This is a genomic window from Streptomyces lunaelactis, from assembly GCF_003054555.1.
In the GTDB taxonomy this organism is placed as follows: domain Bacteria; phylum Actinomycetota; class Actinomycetes; order Streptomycetales; family Streptomycetaceae; genus Streptomyces; species Streptomyces lunaelactis.
In genome coordinates, this window is sequence record NZ_CP026304.1 from 3,594,410 (window position 1) to 3,618,208 (window position 23,799).

At 70.2% G+C, this 23,799-nt stretch carries 21 protein-coding genes and 1 tRNA gene; 12 read left to right on the plus strand and 10 right to left on the minus strand.

Translation table 11 applies throughout. The features are described from left to right. Positions 1-3 precede the first annotated feature (3 nt). Positions 4-495, plus strand: a complete 492-nt coding sequence (locus SLUN_RS16125; protein ID WP_108149150.1) for an SUKH-3 domain-containing protein — start codon at positions 4-6, stop codon at positions 493-495. A gap of 70 nt (positions 496-565) precedes the next feature. On the opposite strand, the gene SLUN_RS16130 is transcribed toward SLUN_RS16125, so the two are convergent. Continuing rightward, the gene (locus SLUN_RS16130) at positions 566-1,903 is read right to left on the minus strand and encodes a sensor histidine kinase (RefSeq protein ID WP_108149151.1); all 1,338 of its coding nucleotides are present in this window, start codon (positions 1,901-1,903) and stop codon (positions 566-568) included. A 224-nt stretch (positions 1,904-2,127) separates the two neighbouring features. Between SLUN_RS16130 and SLUN_RS16135 the strand changes: the two genes are divergently transcribed. From SLUN_RS16135 to SLUN_RS16165, 7 genes are all read left to right on the plus strand, one after another. Then, positions 2,128-2,199: transfer RNA gene (locus SLUN_RS16135), tRNA-Gln, on the plus strand. Positions 2,200-2,320: 121 nt separating this feature from the next. Then, positions 2,321-3,769: a bifunctional UDP-N-acetylglucosamine diphosphorylase/glucosamine-1-phosphate N-acetyltransferase GlmU gene (glmU, locus tag SLUN_RS16140; RefSeq protein WP_108149152.1), complete on the plus strand. Its 1,449-nt coding sequence runs from the start codon at positions 2,321-2,323 to the stop codon at positions 3,767-3,769. Between the two features lie 109 nt (positions 3,770-3,878). Continuing rightward, on the plus strand, positions 3,879-4,856 hold the full coding sequence (locus tag SLUN_RS16145) for a ribose-phosphate diphosphokinase (RefSeq protein WP_108149153.1): 978 nt from the start codon (positions 3,879-3,881) through the stop codon (positions 4,854-4,856). Positions 4,857-5,103: 247 nt separating this feature from the next. Then, complete coding sequence (locus SLUN_RS16150; RefSeq protein WP_108149154.1) at positions 5,104-5,697, plus strand: 50S ribosomal protein L25/general stress protein Ctc; 594 nt, start codon at positions 5,104-5,106, stop codon at positions 5,695-5,697. A 145-nt stretch (positions 5,698-5,842) separates the two neighbouring features. Beyond that, positions 5,843-6,436: an aminoacyl-tRNA hydrolase gene (pth, locus tag SLUN_RS16155; protein ID WP_108149155.1), complete on the plus strand. Its 594-nt coding sequence runs from the start codon at positions 5,843-5,845 to the stop codon at positions 6,434-6,436. A 55-nt stretch (positions 6,437-6,491) separates the two neighbouring features. Further along, positions 6,492-6,953, plus strand: coding sequence for a hypothetical protein (locus SLUN_RS16160; protein WP_108149156.1), 462 nt, complete (start codon positions 6,492-6,494; stop codon positions 6,951-6,953). Between the two features lie 197 nt (positions 6,954-7,150). Then, the gene (locus SLUN_RS16165) at positions 7,151-7,831 is read left to right on the plus strand and encodes an LPXTG cell wall anchor domain-containing protein (RefSeq protein WP_108149157.1); all 681 of its coding nucleotides are present in this window, start codon (positions 7,151-7,153) and stop codon (positions 7,829-7,831) included. Positions 7,832-7,929: 98 nt separating this feature from the next. On the opposite strand, the gene ppc is transcribed toward SLUN_RS16165, so the two are convergent. Further along, entirely contained in the window at positions 7,930-10,659 is a 2,730-nt protein-coding gene (ppc, locus tag SLUN_RS16170) for a phosphoenolpyruvate carboxylase (RefSeq protein ID WP_108149158.1), read from the minus strand. Positions 10,660-10,871: 212 nt separating this feature from the next. On the opposite strand from ppc, the gene SLUN_RS16175 reads away from it, so the two are divergent. Next, positions 10,872-11,855: an acyl-CoA desaturase gene (locus SLUN_RS16175; RefSeq protein WP_170146582.1), complete on the plus strand. Its 984-nt coding sequence runs from the start codon at positions 10,872-10,874 to the stop codon at positions 11,853-11,855. Beyond that, the gene (locus tag SLUN_RS16180; protein WP_108149159.1) at positions 11,852-12,541 is read left to right on the plus strand and encodes a TetR/AcrR family transcriptional regulator; all 690 of its coding nucleotides are present in this window, start codon (positions 11,852-11,854) and stop codon (positions 12,539-12,541) included. Before SLUN_RS16175 ends, SLUN_RS16180 begins: the two co-directional genes overlap by 4 nt. A 182-nt stretch (positions 12,542-12,723) precedes the next feature. Here SLUN_RS16180 and SLUN_RS16185 read toward each other — a convergent pair whose 3' ends face one another. Next, positions 12,724-13,545: a trans-aconitate 2-methyltransferase gene (locus SLUN_RS16185; RefSeq protein ID WP_108149160.1), complete on the minus strand. Its 822-nt coding sequence runs from the start codon at positions 13,543-13,545 to the stop codon at positions 12,724-12,726. A gap of 131 nt (positions 13,546-13,676) precedes the next feature. Here SLUN_RS16185 and tamR point away from each other — a divergent pair, with 131 nt between their 5' ends. Further along, entirely contained in the window at positions 13,677-14,174 is a 498-nt protein-coding gene (gene tamR / locus SLUN_RS16190) for a MarR family transcriptional regulator TamR (protein WP_108149161.1), read from the plus strand. Here the strand turns inward: tamR and SLUN_RS16195 are convergent. Then, on the minus strand, positions 14,133-14,912 hold the full coding sequence (locus SLUN_RS16195) for a LuxR C-terminal-related transcriptional regulator (RefSeq protein WP_108149162.1): 780 nt from the start codon (positions 14,910-14,912) through the stop codon (positions 14,133-14,135). The genes tamR and SLUN_RS16195 overlap by 42 nt on opposite strands. 244 nt (positions 14,913-15,156) lie before the next feature. Between SLUN_RS16195 and SLUN_RS16200 the strand changes: the two genes are divergently transcribed. Then, positions 15,157-15,606 carry a GNAT family N-acetyltransferase gene (locus tag SLUN_RS16200; protein ID WP_108149163.1) on the plus strand — a complete coding sequence of 150 codons (450 nt, stop codon included), beginning with the start codon at positions 15,157-15,159 and terminating at the stop codon, positions 15,604-15,606. Positions 15,607-15,694: 88 nt separating this feature from the next. Here SLUN_RS16200 and galK read toward each other — a convergent pair whose 3' ends face one another. From galK to SLUN_RS16230, 6 genes are all read right to left on the minus strand, one after another. Next, positions 15,695-16,801 carry a galactokinase gene (gene galK, locus SLUN_RS16205; protein ID WP_170146583.1) on the minus strand — a complete coding sequence of 369 codons (1,107 nt, stop codon included), beginning with the start codon at positions 16,799-16,801 and terminating at the stop codon, positions 15,695-15,697. After that, the gene (gene galE / locus SLUN_RS16210; RefSeq protein WP_257153739.1) at positions 16,798-17,820 is read right to left on the minus strand and encodes a UDP-glucose 4-epimerase GalE; all 1,023 of its coding nucleotides are present in this window, start codon (positions 17,818-17,820) and stop codon (positions 16,798-16,800) included. Before galE ends, galK begins: the two co-directional genes overlap by 4 nt. After that, entirely contained in the window at positions 17,817-18,860 is a 1,044-nt protein-coding gene (gene galT / locus SLUN_RS16215; RefSeq protein ID WP_108149164.1) for a galactose-1-phosphate uridylyltransferase, read from the minus strand. Before galT ends, galE begins: the two co-directional genes overlap by 4 nt. A 250-nt stretch (positions 18,861-19,110) precedes the next feature. Further along, on the minus strand, positions 19,111-19,818 hold the full coding sequence (locus tag SLUN_RS16220) for a helix-turn-helix transcriptional regulator (RefSeq protein ID WP_108149165.1): 708 nt from the start codon (positions 19,816-19,818) through the stop codon (positions 19,111-19,113). A gap of 207 nt (positions 19,819-20,025) precedes the next feature. Continuing rightward, a complete protein-coding gene (locus SLUN_RS16225; RefSeq protein ID WP_108149166.1) occupies positions 20,026-21,870 on the minus strand; it encodes an outer membrane protein assembly factor BamB family protein in 1,845 nt (614 codons plus the stop codon). 58 nt (positions 21,871-21,928) lie between these two features. Beyond that, positions 21,929-23,731 carry an outer membrane protein assembly factor BamB family protein gene (locus tag SLUN_RS16230; protein WP_108149167.1) on the minus strand — a complete coding sequence of 601 codons (1,803 nt, stop codon included), beginning with the start codon at positions 23,729-23,731 and terminating at the stop codon, positions 21,929-21,931. Between the last annotated feature and the right edge of the window lie 68 nt (positions 23,732-23,799).

Genomic DNA, 23,799 nt, shown 5'->3' on the forward strand with positions numbered 1-23,799 from the left:
CCGATGCCCGACCACCTCAGCACGACCCGGTTCCCGGTCGCCGTCGACGCCGCCCTGCGCGACGCGGGCTGGCAGCCCGGCCGTTGGGACATCAAACAGGCCGAGCACTGGGCCGACACCCTGCGCGCGTACGCCTCGCCCGCCGGCCACCGGCACGCGGTCTTCCCCGCGGCCGTCGAGGCGTGGGCGGAGTTCGGCGGGCTGCGCCTCACGGCTCCGGGTCCGGGCCGGCAGACCGCACCCACGCCCGTGCTCTTCCACCCGCTCGCCGGGCTCCACCTCGCACGCACCCTGGCGGATCTGGGGCGCGCGCTGGACACCGAGATGTCCCCGCTGGGGGAAGAGGGGGACAGCCAGGCCGTACTCGCCATCGACGGCGAGGGCCGGGTCTACAGCCTCGACCACACCGGCGACTGGTACCTGGGGCAGGACATCGACCAGGCGCTGGGCACGCTGGTCACAGGCGTACAGCCGGCGCGTCTGACCCTGAACTGAGCCCCCGCGCCGAGCCTCTGGACCAAGACCCTGAACCGGGCCGGTGAACCGAGCGGCCATGGTGGTCCGCTCAGAGCTGCTGCTCGCCCCATCCGTCCCGGTCCGGCAGCACCGCGGACACCCGGAAGCCGCCCGCGTCCGTCGGCCCGGACACGAACACCCCGCCCAGCGCCAGCACCCGCTCCCGCATGCCCACCAGACCGTTGCCGCCGCTCGGCAGCTCCGCGGCGGGGCCCCCGCCGCTCGCGTCCGGAGCGCCGTTCTCCACCTGCATCGCGACCTCGGCAGCGCGGTGCGCGAGCCGCACCAGCACCTTCGCGCCGGCCGCGTGCTTGTGCACGTTGGTCAGCGCCTCCTGGACCACCCGGTACGCGGTCTGCTCAACCTCCGGCGCGTACTCCCGCGCCTCGCCCTGCACCGCGAGCTCCACGACCATCCCCGCCTGCCGGGACTGGCCGACCAGACCCTCCAGGTCCGCGAGGCACGGCCCGTCGTCGGCGGCGGCCGCGGCCGCCGCGGCAGCGGCGACCCCCACCGCGGCGAGCGGCACCGGCTTCGCCGCACGGGCGTCGTTCTCCCCGGCGCGCAGCACCCCGAGCATCTCCCGCAGCTCGGTCAGCGCCTGGCGCCCCATGTCCCCCACCAGCGCGGCGTTGCGCACGGCCTTCTGCGGATCCTTCAGCGCCACCGCCTGCAGGGCCGCCGCGTGCACCACCATCAGGCTCACCCGGTGCGCCACGACGTCGTGCATCTCCCGCGCGATCCGGGTCCGCTCCTCGGTGCGCGCCCACTGGGCCCGCTGCTCGGCCCGGTCGGCCAGCAGCGACAGCTCCTGCTCCAGGCTGTCCGCGCGCTCCCGCAGGCTTTCCATGAGGCGGCGCCTGGCCCCTATATAGAGGCCGAACAGCACGGGCGGCGCGGTCAGCCCGAGCGACATGAAGCCCGCCATCGTCGGTACGTACCAGGCCCCGGGCTCCGGGTCGAAGTCCGCGGACGCAACGTCCTGGCGTACCCGTACGAAGGTCACGATGAGCGTCGCGGCCAGCGACATCCCGGCGAGCGTCGCGGTGATCCGGCGCGGCACATCCGACGCGGCGAGCGTATAGAGCCCGACGACGCCCATCAGATAGCCCATCTCGGCGGGCGTCGTGGCGATCGACACCAGCACCACGGCGATCGGCCACCGCCTGCGCAGCACCAGCACGGACCCGACGACCAGCCCGAACAGCACCCCGATGGGCACGGGAATCGCGGCCTTCTCCGCGAACCCCACACCCTCCAGAGCGCACTCGAAGGCGGAGACGAGCCCCAGCCCCACATCCAATGCGACACTTCGCCGCCGTCCCCACCACAGGAGGCTACGGGTGGTCGTACCCGTGCCGTCCTGCTGTGCCCCCGTTGTGGTCATGTCTTCCAGCCTACGGGCGGGTGCGACTCATTTTCCGGGGAGTGCGGACAGCCCGCGCTCGAGTCCCGTTCAGGTCCTGTCCAGGTCCCGTCGCCCAGGTCCTGGCTAAGTCCCGTCGCCCAGGTGCTGTCTAAGTCCCGTCGCGTCGAAGGCGGGTGGTACGGCATAGTGTGGGGAGCCCGGTCGACGGCCTGCCGGAATGTCGGTAATAGTCGACCCAGCTATCCCCCGTGGTGTAATCGGCAGCACAGTGGCTTTTGGTGCCATTAGTCCGGGTTCGAGTCCTGGCGGGGGAGCTTCTCACCTGGGTTCCGGCTTTCACGGTCGGGACCCGCCCTTGTTTCGCTCCCGAATTTCGCTCCCGAAACCCCCCGGTATCCTTCGGATGTCCACCACCCGAAGCCGAAGGGCATTCCCGTGAGCGCCAACCGCCCGGCAGCCGTCGTCGTCCTCGCAGCGGGTGAGGGCACCCGCATGAAGTCGAAGACCCCCAAGGTCCTGCACGAAATCTGCGGGCGCTCGCTCGTCGGACATGTCGTCTCCGCCGCTCGTGAGCTGGACCCCGAGCACCTCGTCGTGGTTGTCGGCCATGCGAGTGAGCAGGTCAAGGGGCACCTCACCGAGCAGTACGCCGGTACCCGCACCGCCTACCAGGCCGAGCAGAACGGCACCGGGCACGCCGTCCGGATGGCGCTCGAGGAGCTCGGCCGTACGCCCGACGGCACCGTCGTCGTCGTGTGCGGCGACACTCCCCTTCTCTCCGGCGAGACACTGACCGCGCTCGCGGCCACGCACGCCGCCGACGGCAACGCCGTCACCGTGCTCACCGCCGAGGTCCCGGACTCCACCGGCTACGGCCGCATCGTGCGCGACAGCGCCACCGGCACTGTCACCGCGATCGTCGAGCACAAGGACGCCACCGACGAGCAGCGCGCGATCCGGGAGATCAACTCCGGGGTGTTCGCCTTCGACGGGCAGCTGCTCGCGGACGCGCTCGGCAAGGTGCGTACGGACAACAGCCAGGGCGAGGAGTACCTCACCGATGTGCTGGGGATCCTGCGCGAGGCCGGTCACCGGGTGGGGGCGTCCGTCGCGGGCGACCACCGGGAGATCCTCGGCATCAACAACCGCGTACAGCTGGCCGAGGCGCGCAAGCTGCTCAATGAGCGGCTCCTCGACCGGGCGATGATGGCCGGTGTCACGGTCGTCGACCCGGCGTCGGTGCTCGTGGATGTGACGGTCACGTTCGAGCGGGACGCGATCGTGCACCCGGGTACGCAGCTGCTGGGCGCGACGCACCTCGCCGAGGGCGCCGAGGTCGGCCCCAACTCCCGCCTGAAGGACACCGTCGTGGGCGAGGGTGCCCGCGTCGACAACACGGTCGCGGACACCGCGGTGGTCGGCGAGGGGGCCGCGGTCGGCCCGTTCGCGTATCTGCGGCCCGGCACGAAGCTCGGCGTGAAGTCCAAGATCGGGGCGTATGTCGAGACGAAGAACGCGGCCATCGGTGAGGGCACCAAGGTCCCGCACCTCTCCTACGTCGGTGACGCGACGATCGGCGATTACACGAACATCGGCGCCGCGAGCGTGTTCGTGAACTACGACGGCGAGGCCAAGCACCACACCACGATCGGCTCGCACTGCAGGACCGGCTCGGACAACATGTTTGTGGCTCCGGTCACGGTCGGGGACGGCGCGTACACCGCGGCGGGTTCGGTCATCACGAAGGACGTGCCGGCCGGTTCGCTCGCCGTCGCCCGCGGCCAGCAGCGGAATATCGAGGGCTGGGTGGCCCGGAAGCGCCCCGGAAGCGCCGCCGCCCAGGCGGCCCAAGAGTCAACGGAACAGGTCGCCGAGGGGAACTGACCGGAAACAGGTGCGTCCAACTCGGCGTACCGTGATACGTGCACACAAATTCGGCTGGCTCACGCTCAGTACGCCCGTGGCCAGAGAACACGTCTGAGGAGACAGTGCTGTGACCGGGATCAAGACGACCGGCGAGAAGAAGCTGATGCTCTTCTCCGGCCGCGCCCACCCCGAGCTGGCCGAGGAGGTCGCACACCAGCTGGGTGTCGGCCTGGTGCCGACGAAGGCTTTCGACTTCGCGAACGGCGAGATCTACGTCCGCTTCCAGGAGTCGGCCCGTGGTGCCGACTGCTTCCTGATGCAGAGCCACACGGCCCCCATCAACAAGTGGATCATGGAACAGCTGATCATGATCGACGCTCTGAAGCGGGCCTCCGCCCGGAGCATCACCGTGATCGTCCCGTCCTACGGCTACGCCCGGCAGGACAAGAAGCACCGCGGCCGCGAGCCGATCTCGGCCCGACTGGTCGCCGACCTGCTGAAGACCGCGGGTGCGCACCGCATCCTCACGGTCGATCTGCACACCGACCAGATCCAGGGCTTCTTCGACGGCCCGGTCGATCATCTGTCGGCGCTGCCTGTCCTCGCGGACTACGTGGGCGCGAAGGTCGACCGCAACAAGCTCACCGTCGTCTCCCCCGACGCCGGCCGGGTACGCGTCGCCGACCGCTGGTGCGACCGCCTCGACGCCCCGCTGGCGATCGTCCACAAGCGGCGCGACAAGGACGTCGCCAACCAGGTGACCGTCCACGAGGTCGTGGGTGAGGTCGAGGGCCGCGTCTGCATCCTCGTCGACGACATGATCGACACCGGTGGCACGATCTGCGCCGCGGCGGACGCACTCTTCGCGCACGGCGCGGAGGATGTGATCGTGACGGCGACGCACGGCATCCTGTCCGGGCCGGCGGCGGACCGTCTGAAGAACTCCAAGGTGAGCGAGTTCGTCTTCACGAACACGCTGCCCGACCCGGGCGACCTGGAGCTCGACAAGATCACGGTGCTGTCCATCGCGCCGACGATCGCGCGCGCGGTGCGTGAGGTGTTCGAGGACGGTTCGGTGACGAGCCTCTTCGAGGAGCAGGGCTAGGACGTACGAGTAAGGGCCGTTCTGTCTGTACGGAGCGGCCCTTTCTCATGCCCGCGCTCAAGCCCACTCCCAGGGCCCCGCATGATCCACTTTGGGGGTTGGGCCGGCGCTGGGTAGACTGTCGAAGTTGCTCGGCGAGGGAGACCGCACTTCTGGTGCGGCGGTCCGTTATCGACGCGCTCTTCGTAGCAGGCCTGTCGTGGCCGGGTGACCGCCACCAGATCTTTCTGCAATACGAGGAGTGCACATGTCCGAGGTGAAGCTCGCCGCCGCGATCCGTTCCGAGTTCGGCAAGGGTGCGGCTCGTCGCGTCCGCCGCGAGAACAAGGTTCCCGGTGTTCTCTACGGTCACGGTTCCGACCCGATCCACATCACGCTGCCGGGCCACGAGCTGACGCTCGCCCTGCGTACCTCCAACGTTCTGCTCGCCCTGGACATCGAGGGCAAGAACGAGCTGGCCATCCCGAAGTCGGTCCAGCGTGACCCGCTGCGTGGCTCCATCGAGCACGTCGACCTGCTCATCGTGAAGCGCGGCGAGAAGGTCAACGTCGAGATCCCCGTCAACACCGAGGGCGAACTGGCCCCGGGTGCGTTCCTGCTCGAGCACGTGCTGAAGGCCCTGCCCGTCGAGGCCGAGGCCACGCACATCCCCGAGTCCGTCACGGTCTCCATCAAGGGCCTGACGGCCGGTGACTCCATCCTCGCGAAGGACATCCCGCTGCCGTCCGGCACGACCCTGGCCGTCGAGGACGACACCGTCGTCCTGCAGATCCTGGCCGCGCAGGCCGAGGAGCCGTCGGCCGAGGCCGAGGCCGAGGCCGCAGAGGGCGCCGAGGCCTGATCCCCTCCGGGGAGCTTGCCGCGCATGCGGTGACCGGCCCCGCGGGTACCGTGGGTCGGGGCGCAGCCCCGGAGAACCTTCTTCAGCCGCCGCCCGCGCCGTCAAGGCGCGGGCGGCGGCTGCCCGTTGACATGGAGACGCGCAGATGTCCGACGCGAACGCCCCCTGGCTGGTCGTGGGCCTCGGCAATCCCGGGCCGGAGTACGCCGCGAACCGGCACAACGTCGGGTTCATGGTGGCCGACCTGCTCGCCGAGCGCATCGGCGGCAAGTTCAAGCGCGCGCAGAAGGCGCAGGCCCAGGTCGTGGAGGGCCGGATCGGGGCGCCGGGTCCGGAGAACCGCCGGATCGTGCTGGCCAAGCCCATGTCGTACATGAACCTCTCCGGCGGTCCGGTCACCTCGCTGCGCGACTTCTACAAGGTGCCGACGGCGAACATCGTCGCGATCCACGACGAGCTGGACATCGACTACGGCACGCTGCGGCTGAAGCTGGGCGGCGGCGACAACGGGCACAACGGTCTGAAGTCGCTGACCAAGTCGATGGGCCCGGACTATCACCGGGTGCGGTTCGGGATCGGCCGGCCGCCGGGCCGGATGCAGGTGGCGGACTTCGTGCTGAAGGACTTCTCGTCCACGGAGCGCAAGGAGCTCGCGTACGTGGTGGACCGGGCGGCGGACGCGGTGGAGTGTCTGGTGACCGAGGGGCTCGAGCGGGCCCAAAGTACGTACAACTCCTGATAAGGCGGGGGCCGTAGTTGACCGAGCGCGGCCCTATGGCCAAGGATCGCGCCCTATGAAGCGGACCGACCTGCTCCTCTACGCCCACCGTGCCGCGATGGGCTGTGTCGCCCTTCTGCTGCTCCTGGCCGGATTCTGGTCGTCCTGGGACACGGCCCAGCACGTCCTGCTCGCCAAGGGCCGCGAACACGGCACGCTCACCGTCGCCGGCTGCGGCGACGACACGTGCACCGGCCCCTACGACCCCGAGGGGTCTCCCCCGCCCCGGAGCGGGATGACGATCGAGAAGTCCGTCGCGGTGAAGAAGGCAGCGAGGCTCCCGGTCGTCGTGAAGCCCGGCACGGACGAGGTGGTACGCACGGGCACGGCGGGCGTCCTGCACGCCTGGGTCCCGATGGGCGGTGCCCTCGTCCTGGCCGGCCTGGTGATCGGCGGCGGCCTGCGCCTGACGCGCCTCGCGTGGGGGACGGCGGCGGCGGGCGGCGCGCTGCTGGTGGGAGCGTTCCTCGCGCTCTGAGCGCGCCCCTGAGCCCGCTCCGAGTCCCCAACCGGCTTACCGGAACGACGTATTCACCTGATCGTTATCCACGACTATTGGGGCAATTGACAACTCTTGGTGCGGATGCGGCATCACATATCTTGACCGGCGCGCGAGTTCACAGGACGCTGAGCAGCCCCCCATGGCACCCGTCCCTCTCTAACGTTGGATTGCCCATGCGCACCCTCATCTCCACCGGCGCAGTGATGACAGCAGCGGCGTTCTCGCTCCTGACCGCTCCCGCCGCACACGCAACGCCTCCCGGCGACAACGGCACCGTGAAAATCCACGACGCCACCACCGGCGAGGAACTCCGCAAGAACGAGCCGCACGTCTGCTCCTTCTACCTCGACGCCTTCGGCTTCGACGGCGGCCAGGAAGTCGACTGGAAGATCGTCGAGATGCCGCCCACCGGCACCAAGGGCAAGGTCGCCGACAACGGCTCGCTGACCCTGGACGGCGAGGGCCACGGCCGTACGGACGACAGGACCCTGCCCGACGGGCACTACAAGCTCATCTGGAACTTCGACGGAGAGCACGGCAAGGCCAAGCACAAGGTCTTCTGGACCGAGTGCGAGGACGACGGAGAGCCGAGCGGGCAGCCGACCGGCACGCCGTCGCAGGAGCCGTCCGGAAAGCCCTCCGAGGCGCCGACGGAGGAACCCACCTCCTCCACGTCCCCCTCCACGTCCCCCTCCACGGCCCCGACGGCCGCGCCGTCCCCGTCCGCCAACGGCGACGGTGATCTCGCGGAGACCGGTTCGAGCGCCCCGCTCGGGACCATCACGGTGGTCGCTGCGGCCCTGTTCGGAGCGGGCGGCTACCTGGCCGCGCGCCGCCGCAAGGCTCAGCACTGACGGGCGCTGACGAGCGCGCTTGAGCGCTGTTGAGCACCAAGAAGCGGCCTCTTCCCCGCGCGGGGAAGAGGCCGCTTCGTATGGCGCCCCGTACGGCGTCAGCCCGTGTTGCGCAGGCCCGCCGCCACACCGTTCACCGTCAGCAGCAGCGCCCTCGCCAGCAGCGGGTCCGCTTCCTCGCCGCGCTCGGCGGCGTCACGCTGCCGCTTGAGGAGCGCGACCTGCAGGTAGGAGATCGGGTCCAGATACGCGTCCCGGATGCCGAACGTCTGCTGCAGCGCCGGGTTCGAGCCCAGCAGCCGCTCGCCGCCCGTGACCCTCAGGACCTCGCTGACCGTCAGCGCGTGCTCCGCCTCGATCGTGGCGAAGACATGCTTCAGGTCCTTGGGCACCAGCGTGTCCACGTAGTGGCGGGCGATCCGCAGATCGGTCTTGGCGAGCGTCATCTCGACGTTCGCGATGAAGTTCTGGAAGAAGTGCCACTGCTCGTGCATCTCGTCCAGAACCGTGTCCAGACCCGCCTCGCGCAGCGCCTTCAGACCCGACCCGACGCCGAACCACCCCGGCACGATCTGCCGCGACTGAGTCCAGCCGAAGACCCACGGAATGGCCCGGAGCCCGTCGAGCCCCGCACCCGAGTCGGGCCGCCGGGACGGGCGGGAGCCCAGGTGGAGGTCGGCGAGCTGGTCCACCGGGGTGGCCGCGAAGAAGTACGCCGGCAGGTCCGGGTCCTCGACCAGCCGCCGGTAGGCGTCATGCGCGGCCTCCGACACCGTGTCCATCGCCGCGTCCCAGCGCGCCAGCGCCTCGTCCGACTGGCGCGGCGCGGTGTGCAGCGCCGATGCCTGCAGCGTGGCCGCGACCGTCAGCTCCAGGTTCTCCCTGGCCAGCGACGGGATCAGATACTTGTCGGAGATGACCTCGCCCTGCTCGGTCACCTTGATCTCGCCCTCCAGCGTGCCCCACGGCTGCGCGAGGATCGCGTCGTGCGAGGGGCCGCCGCCACGCCCGACCGTGCCGCCGCGGCCGTGGAAGAGCCGCAGCCGTACGCCGTGCCGGTGCGCGACATCGCGCAGCCGCCGCTGCGCGCGGTGGATCTCCCATTGCGAGGTGGTGATGCCGCCGAACTTCGACGAGTCGGAGTACCCGAGCATGACCTCCTGCACATCGCCACGGAGCGAGACGAGTCGCCGGTACGAGGGGTCGGCGAGCATCCCGTCGAGGATGACGTCCGCGGCCTTCAGCTCGTCGGTCGTCTCGAGCAGCGGCACGATGCCGATCTTCGCCCAGCCCGCGTGCAGATCGATCAGACCGGCCTCGCGCGCCAGCACCGCCGCCGCGAAGACGTCGTCCGCGCCCTGGCACATCGAGATGATGTACGACTCGATGACCTCGGGCCCGAAGCGCTCGAAGGCTTCCTTGACGGTATGGAAGACCCCGAGGGTCTTCTCCCCCGCCGCGTCCAGCGGCGCGGGCGTCGGCGCCAGTGGCCGCCGCGAGCGCAGCTCCTTGGCGAGCAGCTTCCGCCGGTAGTCGCGCGGCATGTCCGCGTACCGCCAGGACTCCTCGCCGAGCCGGTCGAAGAGCTGCCCGAGGGCGTGGTGGTGGGCGTCGGCGTGCTCGCGTACGTCCATCGTCGCGAGCTGCAGCCCGAAGGCCGAGAGCGTACGGATCACCCGGTCCATGCGGCCGTCGGCGAAGAGCCCGCCGCGGTTGGCGCGCAGCGAGGTCTGGATCAGGGTCAGATCCTCCACCAGCTCGGCGGTGCCGAGATAGTCGCGGCCGGCCTCGTGCGGGGTGCCCTTGGCCAGGCGCTCGCGGGTGTTGACGAGCTTCTGCCGGATGCAGGTCGCCTTCAGCCGGTAGGGCTCCTCGGCGTTGAGCCGCTTGTAGCGGGGGCTGATCTCGGGCAGCCGCTCCAGATCCGTCCCCAGGGAGGTCAGCAGCTCTTCCGTGGCACCCGCGTAACGGATGGAGTTGGAGAGCAGTCCGCGCAGGTAGTCGATGACCTCGATGGCGTCGGTGATGCCGTGCTCGTGCTGGAGGATCAGCACTTCCCAGGTCACGGCGGGGGTGACATTGGGGTTGCCGTCGCGGTCGCCGCCGATCCAGGTGCCGAAGGTCAACGGCCGGGTGCCCGCGGGCAGTTCGACGCCGACCCGCTCCAGCTCGGCGGCGAGGTCCTCCAGGACGTCGCCGACAGCGCCCGCGTGCAGCTCGTCGAGGTAGTAGATCGCGTTGCGTGCCTCGTCGGCCGGCTCCGGCCGGACCACACGCAGCTCGTCCGTCTGCCAGATCAGGTCGATGTGCTCGGCCAGCCGCAGATCGTGCCGGCGCCGGTCGGCGGCGATGACCGGGCTCTCCAGCAGCTCGGCGATACGGCGCAGCTTGTTCAGTACGGAGCGCCGCGCGGCCTCGGTGGGGTGCGCGGTGAACACGGGCCGTACGTTCAGATTCCTGACGGTCTCGCGCAGATGCTCGGGGTCGGCGTCCTTGAGCCGGTCCGCGGTACGGGCCAGCAGCCCGCCCTCGGCGGCGCGCCGCTCGCGCATCTCGTGTCCGCGGTGCACCTGCTCGGTGACGTTGGCCAGGTGGAAGTACGTGGAGAAGGCGCGCACCAGCTTGGCCGCGGTCTCCAGGTCGGTGTCGCCGAGCAGCTCGGCTGCGGCCTCACCGTCACTGCGCGTCAGCGCGCGGACCCGCTCGACGAGCTCGAGGAGCTCGGGCCCCTCCTGGCGGACGAGGGTCTCGCCCAGCAGATCGCCCAGGCGGCGGATGTCGGCGCGCAGTTCGGCACTGGCGGTGGGGGTCTGGTCGGCACTGCTCACAGGTGCGGCTCCTTGCAGTGTTTGAGCACGTCTGGAGGGGTACTGGAGGCTTGCGGACCGCGCTGTCCGACGACACCCAGGATAGGTGTCCATTTCCCTGACGTTATCCACAGGTCACTTGCCGCCGGCCCGCGCACTGCCATACTTACGTCGGCGTAGGTTACGCGTCCGTAGCCTTGTTTCTGCCCTCTCTCACCCCACAGGGGACCCTCATGACCACAAGCCCGGATGTGCTGGACGACGTCCCCAAGCCGTCGGCGGCCGACGACAGCCCCTTCGCCACGCTGGGCGGGGAGAAGAAGGGGTCGCTCGAGCAGCTCGCCCTGCTGCTCTTCATCATGGTGCCCTTCGTCGCACTGCTCGCGGCCGTGCCGCTGGCCTGGGGCTGGGGCGTGAGCTGGCTCGATCTCGGCCTGCTGGTGGTGATGTACTACATCGGCTGCCACGGCGTCACGATCGGCTACCACCGCTACTTCACGCACGGCTCCTTCAAGGCGAAGCGCCCGCTCCGCATCGGACTCGCGATCATGGGATCGCTCGCGGTCGAGGGTCCGCTGGTGCGCTGGGTCGCCGACCACCGCAAGCACCACAAGTTCTCCGACGCGGAGGGCGACCCGCACTCGCCGTGGCGGTTCGGCGAGACCGTGCCCGCGCTGATGAAGGGCCTGTGGTGGGCGCACATCGGCTGGATGTTCGACGAGGAGCGGACCTCGCAGCAGAAGTACGCCCCGGATCTGGTCAAGGACCCTGCGCTCCGCCGGATCTCCCGTGACTTCATCTACTGGACGATCCTCTCCCTCGCGATCCCGCCGCTGGTCGGCGGCCTGGTCACGATGTCCTGGTGGGGCGCGTTCACGGCCTTCTTCTGGGGTTCGCTGGTCCGGGTGTCCCTGCTGCACCACGTCACCTGGTCCATCAATTCCATCTGCCACGCGGTCGGCAAGCGCCCCTTCAAGTCCCGCGACCGCTCCGGCAACGTGTGGTGGCTCGCGGTGCTGTCCTGCGGCGAGTCCTGGCACAACCTCCACCACGCCGAACCGACGAGCGCGCGGCACGGCGTGCTGCGGGGCCAGATCGACTCCAGTGCCCGGCTGATCCGCTGGGCCGAAAAGCTGGGCTGGGCGTACGACGTGCGGTGGCCGGATGCGTCACGTATCGCCGCCCGGCGCAAGAGTGCGTCCGCCGAGGCGGCATGATTGACGTTGTGGCGATCGACGGCGGTACCAGCAGCACGGACAAGAGCCGGCCCTCCGGGAGCCGGCGCGCCCGCCGCGTCCGTATGACGGGGGCGGAACGCCGGGAGCAGCTGCTGGACATCGGCCGCACCCTCTTCGCGGAGAAGGGCTTCGAGGGCACTTCCGTCGAGGAGATCGCGGCCAAGGCGGGCGTCTCCAAGCCGGTGGTGTACGAGCACTTCGGCGGCAAGGAGGGCCTGTACGCCGTCGTGGTGGACCGCGAGATGCGCCAGCTGCTCGACATGGTGACGGGCGCGCTGACCGCGGGCCATCCGCGCGAGCTGCTGGAACAGGCCGCATTCGCGCTGCTCGACTACATCGAGATGTATACGGACGGATTCCGCATCCTGGTCCGCGACTCCCCGGTCGCCCAGTCGACCGGTACGTTCGCTTCGCTGATCAGCGATATCGCGACCCAGGTCGAGGACATTCTGGGCCTGGAGTTCAAGGCCCGTGGCTTTGATCCCAAGCTCGCCCCGCTGTACGCACAGGCGCTGGTCGGTATGGTCGCGCTGACGGGGCAGTGGTGGGTGGACGCCCGCCGCCCCAAGAAGGCGGAGGTCGCCGCCCATCTGGTGAATCTGGCGTGGCACGGGCTGGGCAGCCTGGAGGCGAAGCCGCGGTTGATAGGGCACCGCAAGAGTTGATCCGGCACTGAAGGGCCGTTCAGTTCCCCCGCGTTTCCCGTCCGTTTCCCGTCCTCTTCCCGCTCGCTTTCCACAGGCCCGTTCCCGGACACGGAGCGCCCCGCCTCACCGGGCATCCGGTGGGACGGGGCGCTCCCGCGTGCTCAGCCCGCCCCCGTCCTTTTGGTCGACTGCGGCGAGCATCAGGAAGCCTTTCGTGCGACGGCGAAGATCCGGCGGAACGGGAACACCGTGCCGTGCGGGCCCGGCGGGTAGGCCTTGCGGAGCAGGTCCCGGTACTGGCCCAGGAATTCGGTCGCGGCATCCGGGTCGTCCGCGAGTTCGGTGAGGACCGGGCGCAGGGCGGTGCCCTTGACCCAGTCCAGCACCGGGTCGTCCCCGGCGAGGAGCTGGAGGTAGGTGGTCTCCCAGGTGTCCGTCTCGCAGCCGAGGTTCATCAGGCGGCCGAGATAGTCGGCAGGATCCAGGATGTGGACGTAGCGCCGCCCGTGATCGCCGAGCCGGCCGCGCCACTGCGCGGTGTCGCAGAGCTCGTCGAGCAGGGCATGGCTGGGTGACGTGAAATTACCGGGGACCTGGAAGGCGAGGGTGCCGCCCGGGGCGAGGCCCTCGATCCACAGGGCAAAGGATTCGGGGTGGTCCGGCACCCACTGCAGTGCCGCGTTGGAGACGATCAGGTCGTACGGTTCGTCGGGCGTCCAGTGCGCGGCGTCGGCGGCCCTGAAGTCCAGCCGGCCGCCGCCGGGTGTCGTGCCGGCATGCTCTTTCTCTGCGATCGCGAGCATCTCGGGCGAGAGGTCGAAGCCGGTGATGCGGGCTTGTGGCCAGCGGTCGGCGAGGAGTGCCGTGACATTGCCGGGTCCGCAGCCGATGTCGGCTATGCGGGCGGGTCGGTCGCTATGGGGCAGCTGAGGTATCCGGGTGAGGAGATCAAGGAACGGCCGGGTGCGATGCCCGGCGTGGCGCAAGTACTGGTGTGGATCCCACGTTGGTGCGGAATGCATGCTCGAGCCCCCTTTCAGGAACGGTGCGCCGAAGCGGAACGAAGTTCCAGCCCGACCATGCCCAAGCCTGCGTCCGAATATATCTTGATGTCAAGAGACTTCACATCGAGGGACCCTCTACACTGATCGACATGGAGGACGAGGTCGATCGACTGGTCGCAGCATGGCGCCGTGAGCGCCCCGACCTCGACGTGGAACCACTCGAGGTGCTCAGCCGCGTCTCCAGGCTGGCCCGCCATCTCGACCGGGCCCGGCGGCTCGCGTTCTCCGAGCACAATCTGGAGCCGTGGGAGTTCGACGTGCTGACCTCGCTGCGGCGCGCGGGGGCTCCGTATCAGCTCTCGCCCGGACAGCTGCTGACCCAGACGCTGGTCACCTCTGGCACGATGACCAATCGCATCGACCGGCTGGCCAAAAAGGACCTGGTCGAGCGGCTGCCGGACCCCAGCGACCGGCGCGGGGTGCTGGTACGCCTGACCCCCGAGGGCCGGGACCGCGCCGACCAGGCGCTGGCCGGGCTGCTCGCGCAGGAGCGCGCGATCCTCGCCGAGCTGTCACGGGCGCAGCGGGCGGAACTGGCCGCGCTGCTACGCCAGTTGACCGCCCCGTTCGACAACGTCCCCGGCTAGGTCGACAGGGCCGACTCCGGCGCGGCGTGCGAGGGCGACCGCGGCGAGCGTGGAGTGCACGCCGAGCTTCCCCAGGACGTTCTGCATGTGCGTACGGACGGTGTGCGGGGACAGGAAGAGGCGCTCGGCCACGGCTTTGCGCCCCAGGCCCGCGACCATGCAGCGCAGTACTTCCCGTTCGCGCGGGGTCAGCGACTCGACGAGCCGCTCGCTCTCGGTGCGGTGCTTGCGGGCGGCGGTCAGCTCCCGCAGTACGCCGGTGAGCAGGGCTGGCGGCAGATGCGTCTCGTCCCGCAGCACTCCCCGTATCACCGACAGCAGCCGCTGCAGCGAGCAGTCCTTGGCGACCCAGCCGGAGGCGCCGGCCTGGAGGGCGAGCGCGGCGCGGCGCGGGTCGTCCTTCTCGGCGAGCACGACGGTACGCACGGCGGGCTGGCCGGAACGGACGCCGGCGACCAGGGAGATGCCGTCGACGAGGCCCTCGTCACCGTTGTCGCAGACCGCACGGGCGAAGGTCACGGCGCGGCCGCCGGGCACCGCGAGGGTGCCGAGGTCGGCGTCGACGAGCATCACATCGAATCTGCGCCCCTCGGCGGCGGCCCGCTCCAGACACCGCAGCGCGGCAGGACCGCTGCCGGCCGCGGCGACGTCGACATCGGGCTCGGCCGCCAGTGCGGCAGCGAGCGACTCGGCGAAGATGCGGTGGTCGTCCACCACCAGGACCCGGATACGAACCACAGACACCCCCAGTGTCGGAGGACGGACCGGCGCGGGTACGGCGCCCGGAGAAATGGGGTACTGCAGCGGTCGCTCGGCCGCCGCCGTGCTGTCACTGATACCCCGCCCCGGGCGTCGTACCCGACTGTCTCGCCCCCTGATCAGCACCGGCCCCCACCGGTGTTGTGCATCAGCGTACGGGCGGGGGGCCGGAGCGGAAGGCTATTTGCAGAACTGATTGGCCAGGGTGTTTAGGGTGTGCCACATGTTTCGTATGGAGACAGAAGTCGACAAAGATCGGCGGATGCTGCTCGGTGAGCGGCTGGAGAACAGCAACATGGAACGGTCGCCGGCGAAAGGGAAGTTGCGGGGTACGCCGCACGGGGACGAAGTGCCGCTGGAGATCTGGGCGTTCGCCGACGGCTCGCCGGATCTGGCGGGCGGCCTGACGGCGCTGACATGGGGCCGCTGGCTCCACGTGGACCTGCTCTGGGTCGCGGACACCCACCGCGGCTCGGGCCTGGGCACCCGCCTGCTGGCGGAGGCGGAACGCGTGGCCCGGGAGGAACGGGGGTGCGGATGGGCGCGGCTGGAGACGTGGGACTTCCAGGCGCCGGAGTTCTACCGGGGGCGAGGGTACGAGGTGGTGGGGACGGTGGAGGAGTATCCGCCGGGGGCGACGGAATTCATCCTGACGAAGCGGCTGGGGAGTTGACCGCGACCAGGGCCTGTCCGGCCCATCCTGCTGGGCTCGCCCCGCTGCCGGATCCGGCCTGACCGACCGGACAGGACAGGACCTGCCCTCAGGACACGCGGCTCGCGCCCTCGGACGGGATCGCCGAGAAGATCCTCGGCTCCTTGTGGCCCGCCGACGCGAACGACGACACGATCGACTTCGTCACCGTCGGCGTCGTCGACCGCTCCGTCAGGACGATCGCCGAACCGCCGAAGCCGCCGCCCGTCATCCTCGCTCCCAGCGCGCCCGCCGACAGCGCGGTGTCGACCACCAGGTCCAGTTCCGGGCAGGAGATCCGGAAGTCGTCCCGCAGCGACGCGTGGCCCTCGGTCAGGACCGGGCCGATGGCGCGGACCTCGGCCGCCTCCAGGAGCGCGATCACCCGCTCCACCCGGTGGTTCTCCGTCACGATGTGGCGGACCAGGGCGCGGACCTCCGGGTCGTCCAGCCGGGACAGGGCCTCCCCCAAGGCCGCGTACGGGACGTCCCGGAGGGCCGGGACGCCCAGCGCCGCCGCCCCCGCCTCGCAGCCCGCGCGGCGTTTGCCGTACTCGCCCTCGCTGTGGGCGTGCTCGACGCGGGTGTCGACCACCAGAAGTTCCAGGCCCAGCGCGGCCAGGTCGAAGGGGATCTGGCGCTGGGAGAGGTCACGGGTGTCCAGGTACAGCACATGGCCCGCCGTGCAGCACGCCGAGGCCGTCTGGTCCATGATCCCGGTGGGCGCGCCGACGTACACGTTCTCGGCGCGCCGGCACAGCCGCGCCATCCACCGCCGCTCCAGGCCCAGTTCGTACAGGTCGCTCAGCGCCAGCGCGGTGACAACCTCCAGCGCCGCGGACGAGGAGAGGCCCGCCCCCGTCGGCACCGTGGACTCGTAGTGGAGGTCCGCGCCGCCCACCGCGTGGCCCGCCTCGCGCAGCGACCAGACCACGCCCGCCGGGTAGTCGGTCCAGCCGCCCGGCCCCCGCGCCGGCGCGAGGTCGTCGACGCGCAGCTCCACCGCGCCGCCCGGGACGTCCGCCGAGTGCAGCCGCAGTACGCCGTCGTCGCGCCGCGACGCCGTCGCGACCGTGGTGTGCGGCAGCGCGAAGGGCATCACGAAACCGTCGTTGTAATCGGTGTGTTCACCGATCAGGTTCACCCGGCCCGGGGCCGCCCACACACCTTCGCTCACGACGCGTTCTCCCTCCCGTGGAGCCCATCGAGCCCATCGAGCCCATGCAGCCCGTGGAGCCCACGGAGCCCGCGGACAAAGTCCCAGGCGTCCGACACGATTCCGGACAGATCCGCACGGCTCGGGGTCCACCCCAGCCGCTCCCTCGCGGTCACCGCCGAGGCGACCAGCACCGCCGGGTCGCCGCCCCGGCGCGCGGCCACGACCTCCGGGATCGGGTGCCCGGTGACCTCGCGCGCGGTTTCGATGACCTCGCGGACCGAGAAGCCGTTGCCGTTGCCGAGATTGCAGATCAGATGCTCACCGGCCGTCGCCGCGTCCAGCGCGCGCAGATGCGCCTCGGCGAGGTCCGCGACATGGATGTAGTCGCGTACGCAGGTGCCGTCCGGGGTCGGGTAGTCGTCCCCGAACACCGAGATCGCCTCACGCTCGCCGAGGGCGACCTGCAGCACCAGCGGGATGAGATGCGACTCGGGATCGTGGCGCTCGCCGCAACGTCCGTACGCCCCCGCCACGTTGAAGTACCGGAGGGACACCGCCGCGAGACCGTGCGCGGCCGCCTCGCCGGTGATCATGTGGTCGACGGCCAGCTTGGACGCGCCGTAGGGACTGGTCGGCGCGGTCGGGTCGGACTCGGTGATCGGCGTCGAGACGGGCTCGCCGTACGTCGCCGCGGTCGAGGAGAAGACGAGCTTACGGACGTGGGCGGCGCGCATCGCCGCCAGCAGCTGCATCGTCCCGCCGACGTTGTTCGCCCAGTACTTCTCGGGCTTGACGACGGACTCGCCGACCTGCGAGAAGGCCGCGAAGTGCAGCACCGCGTCGTACGAGGAGTCCAGCCACTTGGCGGCGTCGCGGATGTCGCCCTCGATGAAGGCCGCGCCCGCGGGCACGCCCTCGCGGAAGCCGGTGGAGAGGTTGTCGAGGACGCTCACCTCGTGGCCGGCCTCCAGCAGATGCTGGGCAACGACACTGCCGACGTATCCCGCGCCGCCCGTGACCAGGTACTTCTTGCTCACTCGCTCGCTACCTCTCGCAGTCGCTCGGCCGCGGTCTCCGGCGGCACATCGTTGATGAACACGCTCATACCGGACTCGGAACCCGCGAGGAACTTCAGCTTGCCGGAAGTCCGGCGAATGGTGAAAAGCTCGAGATGGAGCCCGAAGTCATCACGGCTGTTCTCCCCGAAGGGCGCCTGGTGCCAGGCCGCGATGTACGGCGTCGGCGGCTCGGCGTCCCCGAAGATCCGGTCGAAGCGCCTCAACAGTTCCAGATAGATCTGTGGGAACTCTGTGCGCGCCGCGTCGTCCAGCGCCCGCAGGTCCGGCACGCGCCGCAGGGGATACAGATGCACCTCGTACGGCCAGTGCGCCGCGTACGGCACGAACGCGACCCAGTGCTCGCCCTCCAGCACCACCCGTGCGCCCTCCGCACGCTCCCGCGCGACCAGGTCGTCGAAGAGGTTGCGGCCGGTCCTGGCCAGGTGTTCGGCGGCCGAGCGCAGCATCAGCGCGGTGCGCGGGGTGACGAAGGGGTACGCGTAGATCTGGCCGTGCGGATGCCCCAGCGTCACGCCGATCTCGGCGCCGCGGTTCTCGAAGCAGAAGACCTGTTCCACCTGCGGGAGTTCGGCGAGCTCGGCCGTCCGGTCGGTCCAGGCGTCCAGTACCAGCGCGGCCTGTTCCTCGCTCAGGTCGGCGAACGAGGCGTCGTGGTCGGAGGTGAAGCAGACCACCTCGCAGCGGCCGGAGTCACCCGCGAGGGAGGGGAAGCGGTTCTCGAAGACGGCGACGTCGTAGTCGGCGGCCGGGATCTCGCTGAGGCGCCCGTCCCTGGAGGGGCAGAGCGGGCATGCGTCGGCCGGCGGATGGTAGATGCGCCCCTGGCGGTGCGAGGCGATGGCGACGGAGTCGCCGAGCAGCAGGTCGTGGCGGATGTCGGAGGTGGTGGAGACGGGATCGAGCGGCCGCCGGTCGACGGCGTCACGCACGGCGTCGTCGCGGGAGTCGTAGTAGAGCAACTCGCGACCGTCGGCGAGCCGGGTCGATGTCTTCTTCACTCCGGGGCTCCCTCAGCCTCCCAACAGAACCGCACATAACAAATCACCAGCCAACAGTACGCGTCAATGGGCAGGCGCGTACGGAGAGCGCTTGCACACAGAGGGGCCAGGGCTGCGTTGCGTGGCATGAAGGCAGACATGGGGCGCCGGTATCGGCTGTACCCCCGCAGGGAAGCAGCTAGGCCGTGTCTGACAAATGGCGCCGTCCGCCCGCAGGGCGGGGTGCGCGGCGTCCGGTGCTGGTCCGGTCCTACTCCGCCGCCGGTCCGGGCGACGCCGACACGATCGCCGACACGATCGTCGCCCGGTCCAGGAGTCCGGTACGCGCCGCCAGCGCCGCCGCCTCGAGCCGGGAGCCAACCCCCAGCTTCATCAGCACCCGCTGCACATGCGTACGGGCCGTGCTCGGCGCGATCCCCATCCCGGCCGCGATCAGCCGGGTGTCCTCGCCCTCCGCGACCCTGACCAGCACCTCGACCTCACGCGGGGTGAGCAGCTGCAGCAGCCGCTGCCCTTCGTCGTCCGGCTGGGCGGCCGGGTTGAGCAACTCGGCGAACGCGCCCTGCAGCAGCTGCGGAGCCACCACCGCCTCGCCCGCCCGCGCCTTGACCATCGCGCGCTCGACGCCCTCGATGCGCTCGTCGTGGCGTACGTAACCAGAGGCGCCGGCCGCGAAGGCCGCGGCTATCCCGCGCGGACTCGGCACCGGGCCGAGCACCACCACTGCCACCTGCGGGCGCTCCCGCTTGATCCTCACGATCGGGTCGAAGGCGCCCGGCTCCGCCGGTGTCGCCGTGCCCAGCAGGCACACCTCGGGCGCCCTGGCCACCACCAGCTCGGCCGCGCCGGCCGCGGGAGCGGCCGCCGCGAGCACCCGGTGCCCGCGCAGCTTCAAGGCCGAGGCGAGTGCCTCGGCGAGCAGTCTGTGGTCGTCGACCACCATGAGCCGCACGCCCATCGAGCAACCCTCCCCGTCGGAGCTGGCCCCCCGGCCCTCCTGACCCGGCAAGCTACACGCTTGTTCGAGATCGCGCGCCCTTAACCCGGCAGAAGTCCCCCAGAATGCCGAATTCTTCGCCAAACAGGGCTACAACAGGACTGCTCATGACTGTGGCCCGGCCCATCGGAGTACCGATGTGCCGGGCCACAGGCCGGAATTGCGGAATCAGTCGGCCGTGCTGAAGGCGACAGCCAGGTACTTCTTCCCGAACGACGAAGAGGACGACGAGGGCTTGCTCATCAGGGTCGCCCCGATGTACAGCCGGCCGTTCGCGTAGCGGTACTCGGCGTAGTCAGAGGAGAAGCTGGTCTCCGCCTCGTGCACCGGCTTGTCGGCCGGGCTCGCCATCAGCACCGTCTGCTTCAAGGTGCTGCCGTCGATGCTGACGACCTGGCTGCCCTTGTCGTAGGGGGGCCACTTGTAGGCGATGACATTGCCGCCGTCCATGCGCAGCGGGAACATCGTGTACCGGTCGCCCGCGTCGGCCCGGCCGCTGGCCGGCTTTCCGGTGGCGAGGTCGAAGGAGACGATCTCATTGGTGTCGCCGTAGTCGCCGCCGCCCTCGTGGTCCGCGGTCGGCAGGTAGATCCGGCCGTTGCCGACGACGACCTTCTGGCACGTCTCGACCTCGGTGGAGCCGCAGCGGGCCTGGAACTTGTCGCCGGCTGCCGGGATCTTGGCCTTCAGCGTGCCCTTCTCGTCGAGCGAGAAGAAGTCCGAGATACCGCGCGAGCCCGTGTCGCCGACATCGGCGGCGACGACCAGCGGCTTGGTGGAGACGATGGCCGCGTACTCGACACCGGCCGGCATCTTGTACGAGAACGCCGGGGCACCGTTGGCCGGGTTCAAGCCCTGGATGATGACCTGTGGGTTGTCGTACGAACCGCACTTGCGGACCGCGACCAGCGCCGGGCCGCCGCCGTACCCCATGTCGTAGCAGCGCTCGGCGTTGACGGTGGGCTTCCAGCGGACGGCGCCGCTGGTGAGGTCGAACGCCGCGCCGCCGTCGGTGCCGCCCGCGGCCACCGTGGTGCCGCTCTGGGTGACCTCGGTGAACCTGATCTTTTCGTCGCCCCCGGTCGTGCCCTTGACCGACTTGCTCCAGAGCAGCTTGCCGGTGCTCAGGTCGACGACGCCGACCTCGGTGCACGGCTGGTAGTACTTCGGCGCGACCCGCTTGGTGGCCTCGAAGACGATCGCGGCCTTGTTGTCCTCGGAGACATGGCGCGAGGACGCGCAGATCTGGCCCGGCAGCGGGAGGGTCCACAGCGGCGTGCCCTTGGCCGCGTCGTATCCGACGAGCGAGTTGATGCCGGGCTTGACGTACGCCTTGTCGGTAATCCAGGAGCCCTTGACGCTGGTGATGTCGGCGCGCGCGGGCTCCGGCAGCTGGAAGGCCACCTTGGAGTTGATGTTCGCGGGCGCCTTCTCCTTGCCCGGGCCGTCGGCAGCCGTGCCCCCGGTGGCACCGCCCGTGGAGCCCCCGGAGGTGCCGGCCGAGCTGTTCTTGCTCTCGTCCTTCTTGCCGCCGCCGTCGTCCTTGGAGGCGAACCAGATGCCGCCGCCCACGATCAGCACGACGGCGAGCGACGCCGCGATGATGATCTGCATCTGCGTGCTCAGCTTCTTGCCACCGCCACCACCGCCGCCACCGGGCTGGGGCGGCATGTACTGCCCCTGCGGGTACTGACCCTGCGGGTACTGGCCCGGCACGGGCTGGCCCGGATAGCCGTAGCCCGGCTGGGCAGGCGGCTGTCCCGGCGGAGGGGTCTGCGGGTAGCCGTAGGCGGGCTGCTGGCCCGGGGCCTGCGGATAGCCGTAGGTGGGCTGCTGGCCCGGGGCCTGTGGCGGCTGCGCCTGCGGGTGTGTCTGCGGGTAGCCGTACGAGGGATCCTGCGCGGGCGGGGCGGCGTCGGGCTCCAGCCGCCGGGCGGGGATCCTGGGAGCGCCGAACCCGCCCTGCGGGGGCTGGTTCGGGGGCTGGTTCGGCGGCTGGGGTGGTTGCGTCATGGCGTACTTACCTCTGGAGAAGGAGAAACGGAGTGTGGTCTGAGGGGCTCAGGACGCGTCACTTGCCGAAGGCCATCATGGTCTTCGTCTCCTTCTCCTCCGCGTCGTTGCTGGCGCTGACCCGGCTGCTGGCGATGAAGAACCGCCCGTCCGCGTACACCGTCTTCGACGAGTAGAAGGAGCTCTCGATCTGCGCCGTCGAGGCCGGGTGCTGCAGCAGCACCTTGGGCGCGCCACCCGTCGGCGCGATGGTGCCGAGCGAACCGCCCTTGTCGTACGACGCCTCCGTGTAGACGAGGACCTTCCCGCCCTCCATGCGCAGCGGCGTCATCTGACCCTTGCCGCCGGCCTTGGAACGCCACCTCGCCTTGCCGGTGTCGAGGCTGAACGCGATGACCTCGTTCGGCGTTCCGTACGCCGTCTCGGTCGACATGTAGAAGTTGCTCGCGTCGGCGGCGACGCCGGTGCAGCCCTCGAGGTTCTGGCCGAAGACGACGAACTTGCCGCCGCAGCGCGGCTGGAACTTGTCCTTGCCGCCGTCGATCTGCGCGCGCGGCGTGCCGTTGTCCTTCAGCGCGACGATCGACCGCTTCTTCGGCTCACGCTGCGTCAGCGAGATGACCAGCGGGCTGGCCGAGTAGACCTTGTCGATCTCCCAGCCGACCGGAGCGTTGTACGTCCACTTGGCCTTGCCGGTGGTCGGGTCGACCTCCGACAGCTGCTGCTTGGGCTTGTTGTAGTCGGACGTGGGGCAGCTCGCGGCGGCGAGCAGCTTGGGGCCGCCCGCGAAGGCGAACGGCTTGCAGCCCTCGGTGGGGCCCTTGAAGAGCTGTCGGCCGTCGGCCATCGAGAAGCCGTAGGAGTTGCCGGAACCACCCGCGGCGAGAGTGCTGCCGCTGATCGACAGGGTGAAGTCGGAGAGCGAGCCGAAGGCGCCGGTGGCCTTCGGAATCGGCTTCTTCCAGCCCGCCTTGCCGGTCTTGAGGTCGATCATCTGCAGATCGGTGCAGTCGGCCTTCTCGGTGAGGCCGTCCTTGACCCCCACGACGATCTTGCCGTCGGTGGAGGTCTGCGCGGGAGCCGAGCAGATCTCGGTGCCGAGCGGCAGGCTCCACTTCTTCTTGCCGTCGGTCACCGAGTAGCCGACGACCTCCTTGTACATGCCCTTGACGACGGTGTCGCCGACGACCCACGGGCCGAACACCTCGGCGCCGTTGCGCGGCAGGTCGACGTCGTTCTTCGCCAGGAACAGGACCTTCGCCTCGCCGGACTGTCGTCCGGCGTTGAGGTCGTCGTTGGCCTCGCGGCCGTCGCCGCTGCCGTCGCCCTGGTCGACGGACTCCGAGCCGGACGGCTTGGGGTCGTCACTGCTCTTGCTGACGTTCTTCTTGTCCTTCGTGTCGTCGCCACCGCTGACGGCGAGATAGGTTCCGCCGCCGATCACCAGCAGTCCGGCCACGGCCGCGCCGATGATGACGCCGGGCTTGCCCTTGAAGAAGCTGCCGCCGCCGCTGCCGGGCGGGATGGGTGCGCCGGGGTACTGCGGCTGAGTCGGGTAGCCGCCGTAGGGACCTGGCTGCTGGCTGTACGGGCCGGGCTGCTGGCTGTACGGACCCGGCTGGCCCGGAGCCTGCTGCGGGTAGCCGTAGCCGGGCTGGGCGGGCTGCTGCTGCTGCTGCGGGTAGCCGTAGCCGGGTGCGCCGGGGGGAGCCGCGGGCGGCGGCCCCTGCGGGGCGGGCGGCATCTGCGGCGGCTGCGCGGGCGGTTGAGGGGCTCCGTACTGCGGGTCCTGCGGAGCTCCGAAGCCTCCCTGCGGGGGCTGGTTCGGGGGCTGGGGCGGCTGGTTCGGCGGCTGTGTCATGGGGTGTTTACCTCTGGAAGTGGAGAGATGGGAGAAGGAGTTGGGATGTCCGAATGACTCGGATGACT